The organism is Glutamicibacter sp. FBE19 (assembly GCF_015524875.1).
In the GTDB taxonomy this organism is placed as follows: domain Bacteria; phylum Actinomycetota; class Actinomycetes; order Actinomycetales; family Micrococcaceae; genus Glutamicibacter; species Glutamicibacter halophytocola.
This window is the reverse complement of the sequence record NZ_JACKQN010000005.1, coordinates 228,090-237,048: the sequence shown is the minus strand read 5'-3', so window position 1 is coordinate 237,048 and position 8,959 is coordinate 228,090. Positions and strand designations below refer to the sequence as shown.

Genomic DNA, 8,959 nt, shown 5'->3' with positions numbered 1-8,959 from the left:
GGGGTGTGGGGCGGGTTCCATCTGGAACCCGCCCCACACCCCTATTCATTCCCCGATGATCCAGCGCTGTGGCTAGAGCGTGCTCAACAGGTCCTTCATCTCCTGGATTTCCTGGGTCTGGGATTCAACAATATTCTTGGACAATTCGATGGCCTCGGGGTACGAGCCATCGGCAATCTCCGTCTCGGCCATCTCGACCGCGCCCTCGTGATGCGCGATCATCTGCTCAAGGAACAGTTTTGCCGCCGTGGGGCCGGTGGCCTCCTTCAACGACGTGATGTCCTCCTGCGAAATCATTCCCTCGCCGTGATTCATCTGCCCGTGGTCCATGCCTTCTGGCATATCCCATCCGGACAGCCAGCGCTCCATCAGCTCGATTTCCGGGGTCTGCGCGGATTTGATCTGTTCCGCCAGCTTCCTGACCTCGCCCGGGATCTGCTCCTTGCCCAGCAGGTCCGTGGACATCTCCAAGGCCTGTTCATGGTGCGCTTTCATGCCGCTGGCGAAGCTCATGTCCGCCGCATTGGCCTCACCGGCAGCCGACGCCGACGGTGATGGCATCTGGTGTTCCGATCCGTGGGATTCGGATGTGGCCTGGGCTTCCTGGCCTTGATCTGCTGCGCATGAGGTCAGCGTAATAAGGGTGCTCAGCGCCAGGGCGCCAACGCATAAGGTCTTGTGCTTCATGGAATTCTCCTGTGTTGCGTGAAAGATTAAAGTGCCGCTCGAAGGGGGCACAAAAAATGTGCAGGCAAGCGACAAGGCGCTAGCCAGCTCATCACGTTCGACAGATCCCCAAAGCCATCAGGTCCGGCCTGGATGGAAGGAACCGCGGGCGGCAAAGCGTCAAAGCCTCCGGGCTCATCGCCAGCTTCTTGGCACGTGACAGAATTCCCGGCGGACGCAAGAACAGCAGCAAAGCCAGCAACGCGAGGACGCATCCGGCAGCCGACATTTCATGATCCATCGGGCACTCTGCACACCCGTGGCCTTCGTCGCCGCCAGCTGGCACCATACCGGAATCATGGGCCAAAGAATGAGCGATCATGCCCTGCCCGGACGAGCTCATCGGTGCCGCCGATGGCGTCGTCGGAGACATCAAGACATGCATCGAGAGCAATCCGATAAATACGGCGCCAACGAGCAACGCCAATTGCAACAAGGCCAAAGGAGGAATCCGCCTCTGGCCTTGTTGCATCGCGTTGCTCTTGCTACCCATACCCACAACCATATCGAAATTCGAACCCTGCCGTGGGCCAGAATTCCTGTGCAAGCGGTGTGAGCCTAGGCGTCGCGCTTTTTCAAGGCCACCGTGCCAGCACCCAGCAGCGCAGCACTCCACGCTACAAGAATCACGAACGCCATCGCTGGCCCATAAGGTTCGGTGGCACCTGTGGCCATGAAAGTTGCAGCATTCGTCGGCAGGTACTGGATCAGCGTCTGCACCCAGTCCATGGGTATCAGCTGGAGGATTTGCGGCAGGCCAAGCACGAGCGCAATGAGCGAAACAAGGGCTCCGGCCGAATTCCGGCACAGCAGTCCCAGCCCGAGCACCATAAGATTCAGCAGGGCCAAATAGGTTCCTGCCCCCAGGGAAGCCGAGAACAGATCCGCGAAGGCAAATTGTCCGTACTGCCCGGCGCCCAAGGCAGTGGGAATCGTGGCCACCGGAATCAGCACCAGTCCGGTGGCCATGCCGAGTGCGCCCAGGACCACAGCCTTGGAGCCCACCATGATTCCGCGGCGCGGCACCGCCTGCAAGGTGCTGGTGATGGTGCCGCTGGAGTACTCGCCGGTCATGTGCAGCGCCGCTGCCGCAGCAAAAAACAGCTGCCCGAACTGCAGCGTGGCAAAGACCAGCAATGGCGCGGGCATCGCGGTGTCGAAGCCGTTGTCGCCGCTGGCCTTGGCGCTGGCGCCCAGCAGCCAGCCCAGCGCAATCGTGGCGAGGATTCCTGCTGCGTACAATCCTGTGAGAGAACGCGAGCCGCGGAACTTCGTGATTTCGGCTCGCGTCGCAGCAAGCAACGGGCCAACGCTGGATACCTGGCGCTCCGGAACAAGATCAAGGGTTTTCATGGGTTCAGCTCCTTGCTGGGGATGGTGCGGTGAATTCCATCGAGTCGTGGGTCAGCTGGTTATAAGCCGATTCCAGCGAACCGCGGGCAGCGCTCAATTCGTGCAATTCGATGTGCTGGGCAAAGGCCAGCGCTCCGATTTCTTCCACCGCCAGGCCCGTGACCCGCACTGCTTGAGCTCCCGCGGGCTGCACCTGGACACCTTGCTGCCCGAGCAGCTCGGCGAGCGCCTGGACTTGCGGCGAGCGCACGGTGACAACCTGTTGCGTGAACTCGGTGATGAGCTGCTCGCTGGCGGCATTGGCAATGAGCTGGCCGCGGCCGATGAGGATCAGCTGGTCGGCTACCTGCTGCACTTCGCTCATCAGGTGGCTGGAGACAAAGACTGTTCCCCCGTTTTCGGCCCGGGTGCGCATCATTTGCCGGATCCATGCGATGCCTTGTGCATCCAGCCCGTTCGTCGGCTCATCGAGGATGAGGATTTGCGGGTCGCCGAGCAATGCGGCGCTGATGCCAAGGCGCTGGCGCATGCCCAGGGAGAAACCCCCGATGCGTTTGGAGGCCACGGTTGCCAGTCCGGATTCTTCGAGCACCTGGTCGACTCGATTCCTGGAGATGCGGTTGCTTTGGGCCAGCGCCTGCAGGAATGTCCTGGGCGTATGCCCCGGATGCCCGGCCGTGCCGCTGATGTGGGCTCCCACCGCATGCATGGGGTAAGCCAATTGGCCGTAGCGTTGCCCGTTGACCAGGGCTTGGCCGCTGGTAGGAGCGTCCAGGCCGAGAATCATGCGCATGGTGGTGGATTTGCCGGCTCCATTGGGTCCGAGGAAACCTGTGACCCTTCCCGGTTGAATCTCTACGCTTAGTTCGTTGACGGCGCGGGTGTTGCCGTAGTCCTTGGTGAGTGCTTCGAGCTTGATCATGGTGAACTCCTTTTCCTGGGCTCAACTCTGTCATCGTGCGAAGCCGGGCACACCGGCTGATGGTCGGCAGTTCCGGGTCGGGCTCCCCCGACTTTGGTCGGTGTCAGCTTCCGCTGATCCTGCGTAGCATGATCATCATGGCTATCCAGTGGAAGCAGGTCCTGCTGCTCATCGTTCTCGCGCTGAGCGCGTACCTGCTTCCGCTGTCTACAAGCGCAGCGTGGCTGTTCCTGGCCCCGCTAGCCGCCGTCGGCAGCTTTTTTGCGGGGCGCCGCGTGGACTCGGTGGTCCATGGCATCATTGCCTTGGCGGCCGGAGCGCTCGCTGCGGGGATTACGCTGATTTTTTCCACTGATGTCAGCGTGCTGACCTTTGCCTTGAATCTCTCGACCGGGGTGGTCTTGTTCGTCCTATTGCCCTGGTGGGCGGGGCGGGCCAGGCGCAATGCATTGTCTTTCCGGGCCCAGGAACGCCACCATGCAGCGGTCCAGGCCGGGCTTCGCGAAAGAGCGCGCATTGCCGAGGCGATGCATGACCAATTGGGGCATGACATGGCGCTGTTGGCGCTGTCTACCGGCGGGTTGCAGATGGCCCTGGACAGGGAGTCGGAGGCTTACCAGTTCGCCGTGCGCATCCGCGCCCAGGCTGATCAGGCCGTTGAGCACCTGCACGAGATTATTGAAGTGCTTCATGATCCGAATCAGAATGCATCGTTGAGCCCCCAGGAGCATTCCCTGGAAAGGCTGATTGCCCAGGCGCGCAGCCGGGGCATGCAGATCAACTACCAGGTGACAGGTTCGGACCCCGCCGCCCAGCCTGGCTCGCTTACCGGCGCTGTCCTGCATCAGGTGCTGCAGGAGGCGCTGACCAATGCTGCCAAATACGCGCCGCAGCATCTGGTGGACGTGGAGCTTGATAGCAGTGCGGATCCCATGACCTTGCGGATCAGCAATCCGCTGGACGGTTCCCCTCCGCCGGCGCGGTCCGGGGCCACGGGCCTGCGCACCCTGCGCGCGGCATTAGCCTTGCATGGCGGATCCTTGCGCGTGAACCGTTCCGATGATTCCTTTGAAGTGGTGGCCACGATCGGCCGGTTCCAACCGGATTCCGGGTTGCCGCCGGAGCCGGGGTCCGGCAAGGCCTCTTCACGATGGCTGCTGGTTCTTGTGCCCGTCCTTGCGGTTGCGGCCATGGTGCTGGGCCTGTACTTTTTGCAGTTGGCGACCTTCCGGGCCACGGCGTTGAGCCCGGCTGATTTCCAGCAGCTCGCGACGGGGATGACCCGGGAGGAAGTCGCTGAGCATGTCCAGGCCAAGGGTCTGGAGCAGCCTCTTCCGGTGATCGATGAATCCCGGCTGCCGGCCAGCGGCCAGTGCCGGTACTACGCTGCGCGCACCGGGGTGCTGGACCTGGGCAGCGAGATGTTCCGGCTCTGCTTCTCGGATGATGTCCTGATATCCGCCGACCACCTCTACCCCGCGTCATAGGATCAATACATGAGCACAGAACATCCGGTAGGGCTACTGCTTGTTGATGATGATCCGCTGATCCGCGCAGGGCTTGGGACCATCCTCGCCAGCGACCCGGGGATCAAGATCCTGGGCGAAGCAGAGAATGGGATCCGCGCTATCGAACTGGCAGCTCGGCTCCGCCCCCAGGTGACCATGATGGATATCCGCATGCCCCAGCTTGATGGGCTCGGTGCGATGGAGCGCATTCTGGCCGCGGACCCGGAGGCCAAGGTGCTGATCCTGACAACTTTTGGCGAGGAAGAGTATATCGATCGCGCCATGGCCGGCGGTGCGGCCGGGTTCATGCTCAAGAGTTCCAGCCCCGAAGAGTTGATCGGGGCGGTCCATTCGGTAGCCGATGGCGCCGCGGCGCTCTCCCCGCGCATCGCCAAGCGCCTGGTCGACAAGGTTCGCAGCCTGGATCATGGGCGGCACACCGTGGCCACGTCGCTGATTGCACAGCTCACGCCGCGTGAACGTGATGTCTTGTCGCTTGTCGGGGCCGGGGATTCAAATGCGGAAATCGCCGGAGAGCTGGTGCTAACTCCTGCCACCGTCAAGGGGCATATGACTTCGATTATGCTCAAGCTCGGTGTGCGCAATCGCGTTGAAGCGGCTTTGATCGCGTATCAGAGCGGCATGGTCAACCAGCAAGACTAGCCGCTGCTGACCACTGCCTCCATGTGCTCTCCCCTGCAGCAACCTTGGCCTTCTGCCGTCCATGCCGTGGCCATGGCGGCCTTGCGTCCGATCGCACTACCCACGCCCGGGAATATTTGACGCATCAACTTGTTATTACATGCATACGCATATAAATTGAATTCAGGCGCACACCGCAACATCTCAACAACAAGCAGGAGTGGACATGCAGTTCGGAGTATTTTCAGTCAGCGATATCACCCGCGACCCCACCACCGGCCGCATCCCCACCGAAAAAGAACGCATCGATGCATCGGTGGCCATCGCCAAGAAGGTCGAAGAAATCGGCATGGATGTCTATGCCATCGGCGAGCATCACAACCGCCCGTTCTTCTCCTCCTCCCCAACCACCACGCTGGCCTACATCGCCGCGCAAACCGAGCGCATCATCCTCTCCACGGCCACCACGCTGATCACCACCAATGATCCGGTCAAAATTGCCGAAGACTTCGCGATGTTGCAGCACCTGTCTGGCGGGCGCGTGGATCTGGTGCTCGGACGCGGCAACACCGGCCCGGTCTACCCGTGGTTCGGCAAGAACATGCAAGACTCGGTGAACCTGACCGTTGAGAACTACAACCTGCTGCGCCGCCTGTGGGATGAAGATGTCGTGAACTGGGAGGGCAAGTTCCGCACTCCCCTGCAGAACTTCACCTCGACGCCTCGCCCCCTGGATGATGTGGCTCCCTTCGTGTGGCACGGTTCCATCCGCACCCCGCAAGTAGCCGAGATCGCGGCCTACTACGGCGACGGGTTCTTTGCCAACAACATCTTCTGGCCAAAGGAGCACTACCAGCAGCTGATCAACCTCTACCGCGAACGCTACGAGCACTACGGCCACGGCAAGGCCCACCAGGCCGTCGTCGGACTGGGCGGACAGTTCTACATGGCCAAGGACTCGCAGCAGGCGGTCAAGGAATTCCGCCCGTACTTCGATAATGCCCCGGTCTACGGACATGGTCCTTCCTTGGAGGACTTCACAGCCCAGACGCCACTGACCGTGGGGTCGCCGCAGCAGGTACTGGAAAAGACCCTGACCTTCCAGGAATACTTCGGCAGCTATCAGCGCCAGCTCTTCCTCGTTGACCACGCCGGCCTGCCGTTGAAGACGGTGCTGAACCAGCTCGACATGTTTGGCGAATACGTTCTGCCTGAACTGCGCAAGGAAATGGAGTCGCGGGAACCAGCCGACCTGACCCCGGCCCCGACGCATGAAGGACTGGTCGCCGCGCGCCGGGCTAAACTGGAAGCTGACGTAGCAGATACCGAGGAGCCAGTAGCAAGTGACCGGGACCAATAAAGCTGTAGCCTCCTTGAAGGTCACCACCGATGCCTGGGAGTCCCTCTTCCGGGCACAGGTGGCGGTCATGCGCCAGATCACCGCCATGCCGGAGTTTGGCAAGTTGTCTATGCGCGAATACGACGTGCTGTTCAACTTGCGCACCTGCCCGGGTGGCAAGAGCCGCATGGTTGAGCTGAACAAGCAGCTGCTCATTTCCCAGCCCAGCTTGAGCCGCATGGTCGTGCGGCTGGAAGACCAAGGCCTGGTCGTGCGCGAACCAGACCCGGTGGACCATCGGGCCACCCGGCTCTCGCTGACAGACAAGGGGCTGAAACTGCAGCAAGAGATCGGCCGCGAGCATGTGAAGCATCTGCACGAGCTGCTGGGCACGGCATTATCCGAAGAAGAATTCCTCGAGTTGAACCGCTTGAGCAGCAAATTGCGTCGCGCAGTTCAATAGTCCCCGGGAGATCGCCCGGCAGGATTGGGTACAGCACCCTTCCTGCCGGGTATTCTTGCACCATGGGAGCAGGCACGCACGTTGCTTGAAAGTTCAGTTCAAAACAGAAGGAAGATCATTGTTGAAGGACGAGCAGCTGCTGAGCCTCGACGTAGCAGCCAGCCAACTCGGCGTCGAAACCAAGGATCTCCGAAGCTACCTGAGAAAGCATCGCCCCAAGGGCGCGGTGCAAATCCCCAATAAGCCCGGCGGAAATTGGCATCTGCACCCAAGCCTGTTGCAGCAACTGCAATTTGCCGGGGCGCCCGGCATAGACGCACCGCTGCTCCCCATCGATGATGCCACCCTCGATGCGCTGGAATGGTCCGAGTGGATCCCCTTCGAACAGTCCGCCGAACAAGCGCCAGTTCTGCCCGGAGTCTATGTCGTTCGGGAACGCGGCCAGGAGCAGAATCCCCCGCTGTACCTCGGGCAAGCCGGCGAGCGAAACGGCAAGGGCCTGCGTGGACGCTTGAAGGTCTACTCCAGCGGCATGGGCGCCACCTCGGGCCTTGGAAAATATGCCATGAATTTGGCGCTGGCCGATTCAGCATGGCTGGCCCAATTCGTCCACGAGGCCGAAGCCGGTCGCCCCGAAAGCGTAGAACGCATGGCGCGTCGAGCCATCGACCGGTTGAACCTGGAAGTGCGGTGGGTGCCCTGCGTTCACCGCAAAGCGGCCATGCTTTTAGAGGCTGCCCTCGTCAAGAAGCACTCCTCAACGCTGTGGAATGGCTCCAGCGACAATGAACAGGACAGCTCCGAAAAATAATCATCGCCCAATACTGCTTGCATCTGCGCGGTGACCGGTTCACTGTAGGAATATCTGCAGAACCAGTACTGCGGTTGAAGATTTGAGGAGTAGGCGATGGGGCCAGTTACTTGCGATGTGACAGTATCTTCTGATGGTTTTTGCGCAGGACCCCATCAGAGCATGCAGTTCCCTCTCGGCGAGGGCGCAGAAGAACTGCATCGCTGGCAATTCGAGCGCACCGAAGAAAATGCCGAGGAAATCGCGGCAATCACCGAAGCCGCCGCATTCATCATGGGAAGCCACATGTTCGGCCCGCCTCCTGGCCATCATTCAACGGACTGGACCGGCTGGTGGGGAGATAATCCGCCATACCATGCACCGGTTTTTGTGCTCAGCACCCACCCCCGGCCGCTGATTCGCCTCGACGGCGGGACCAGCTTCCAGTTCGTCACCGAGGGAATCCACGAAGCGCTCTCCGAGGCGCAAGAAGCCGCTGGCGAACAGCCAGTGGCCATCGCCGGTGGCGCCAACACCATCGTGCAGTTCCTGAACGCGGGCCTCATCGACGAGCTGCGGCTTCATATTGCGCCCATCAAGTTGGGGCGAGGCGAAGCCATCACCGTAGAAAATATCGAAACCCACATGGACCGGTACTCGCGTCGCGAAACAACGCTGGCCACTCACGTGTACTACCGGCGTCGGCGCTAGGAACTGCTGGGATTTATTTGTAGAAGCCCTCTCGGAGGTTGATCCCGTGCTCCAGCCAGGCTTTCATCGCGGCCAGCATGCCGGTCCATCCCATGCAATTGCCAAAGGCCGCCTTGGCGCCGGCGGGGTTGGCCTGCCACGAGCTTTCGGTGATCTCCACTTTGGTTTTGGTGCTGTCATCCACCGAGGTGAATTCGAACGTCACCGTGGTCATCTGGTCTTCAGCAGCGGCATGCTCTGCGCCCCACTGCACGACAATCCTGCGGGGAAATTCGGTGTCGACCACCTTCACCGGGAACGCGCCGGGGAAATCGTGGAAGTCCCACGAGACTGTTGTTCCGGCTTCCAGCCGGCCTTGCGCTCCGCCGGTCGTGAAGTAGCTCGACAGTTGGGCGGGATCTGCGACGGCCTCATAAACCTGGGTCACCGCCCTGGAAATGAATCCCGAAACGGTAAATGACAGTTGCTCTAGCTCTTCATCTGATGACATGTTCCATGTTTACGC

11 protein-coding genes are annotated in these 8,959 nt (G+C 61.0%); 6 read left to right on the top strand and 5 right to left on the bottom strand.

What is annotated here, in order from left to right; genetic code table 11:
• Nucleotides 1-72: 72 nt before the first annotated feature.
• The 4 genes from H6F58_RS10840 to H6F58_RS10825 form a co-directional block, all read right to left on the bottom strand.
• Nucleotides 73-687 (bottom strand): DUF305 domain-containing protein, encoded by a 615-nt coding sequence (locus H6F58_RS10840; RefSeq protein WP_195181757.1) that lies wholly within the window; start codon nucleotides 685-687, stop codon nucleotides 73-75.
• Nucleotides 688-778: 91 nt separating this feature from the next.
• Complete coding sequence (locus H6F58_RS10835) at nucleotides 779-1,219, bottom strand: hypothetical protein (protein ID WP_195181756.1); 441 nt, start codon at nucleotides 1,217-1,219, stop codon at nucleotides 779-781.
• 65 nt (nucleotides 1,220-1,284) lie between these two features.
• The gene (locus tag H6F58_RS10830; protein ID WP_195181755.1) at nucleotides 1,285-2,079 is read right to left on the bottom strand and encodes an ABC transporter; all 795 of its coding nucleotides are present in this window, start codon (nucleotides 2,077-2,079) and stop codon (nucleotides 1,285-1,287) included.
• Nucleotides 2,080-2,083: 4 nt separating this feature from the next.
• Nucleotides 2,084-3,001, bottom strand: a complete 918-nt coding sequence (locus H6F58_RS10825) for an ATP-binding cassette domain-containing protein (RefSeq protein WP_195181754.1) — start codon at nucleotides 2,999-3,001, stop codon at nucleotides 2,084-2,086.
• 137 nt (nucleotides 3,002-3,138) lie between these two features.
• Here H6F58_RS10825 and H6F58_RS10820 point away from each other — a divergent pair, with 137 nt between their 5' ends.
• The 6 genes from H6F58_RS10820 to H6F58_RS10795 all read left to right on the top strand — a co-directional run bounded on the left by H6F58_RS10820 (nucleotide 3,139) and on the right by H6F58_RS10795 (nucleotide 8,454).
• Nucleotides 3,139-4,488 (top strand): histidine kinase, encoded by a 1,350-nt coding sequence (locus tag H6F58_RS10820; protein WP_195181753.1) that lies wholly within the window; start codon nucleotides 3,139-3,141, stop codon nucleotides 4,486-4,488.
• 9 nt (nucleotides 4,489-4,497) lie between these two features.
• Nucleotides 4,498-5,172, top strand: coding sequence for a response regulator transcription factor (locus H6F58_RS10815; RefSeq protein ID WP_146274942.1), 675 nt, complete (start codon nucleotides 4,498-4,500; stop codon nucleotides 5,170-5,172).
• A 205-nt stretch (nucleotides 5,173-5,377) separates the two neighbouring features.
• Nucleotides 5,378-6,511, top strand: coding sequence for an LLM class flavin-dependent oxidoreductase (locus H6F58_RS10810; RefSeq protein ID WP_146274941.1), 1,134 nt, complete (start codon nucleotides 5,378-5,380; stop codon nucleotides 6,509-6,511).
• Entirely contained in the window at nucleotides 6,495-6,953 is a 459-nt protein-coding gene (locus tag H6F58_RS10805) for a MarR family transcriptional regulator (protein WP_146274940.1), read from the top strand. The genes H6F58_RS10810 and H6F58_RS10805 overlap by 17 nt, the downstream gene beginning before the upstream one ends.
• A gap of 118 nt (nucleotides 6,954-7,071) precedes the next feature.
• Complete coding sequence (locus H6F58_RS10800) at nucleotides 7,072-7,764, top strand: hypothetical protein (RefSeq protein WP_195181752.1); 693 nt, start codon at nucleotides 7,072-7,074, stop codon at nucleotides 7,762-7,764.
• A 96-nt stretch (nucleotides 7,765-7,860) separates the two neighbouring features.
• Nucleotides 7,861-8,454 (top strand): dihydrofolate reductase family protein, encoded by a 594-nt coding sequence (locus tag H6F58_RS10795; RefSeq protein WP_195181751.1) that lies wholly within the window; start codon nucleotides 7,861-7,863, stop codon nucleotides 8,452-8,454.
• A gap of 13 nt (nucleotides 8,455-8,467) precedes the next feature.
• On the opposite strand, the gene H6F58_RS10790 is transcribed toward H6F58_RS10795, so the two are convergent.
• Nucleotides 8,468-8,944: an SRPBCC domain-containing protein gene (locus H6F58_RS10790; RefSeq protein WP_195181750.1), complete on the bottom strand. Its 477-nt coding sequence runs from the start codon at nucleotides 8,942-8,944 to the stop codon at nucleotides 8,468-8,470.
• Between the last annotated feature and the right edge of the window lie 15 nt (nucleotides 8,945-8,959).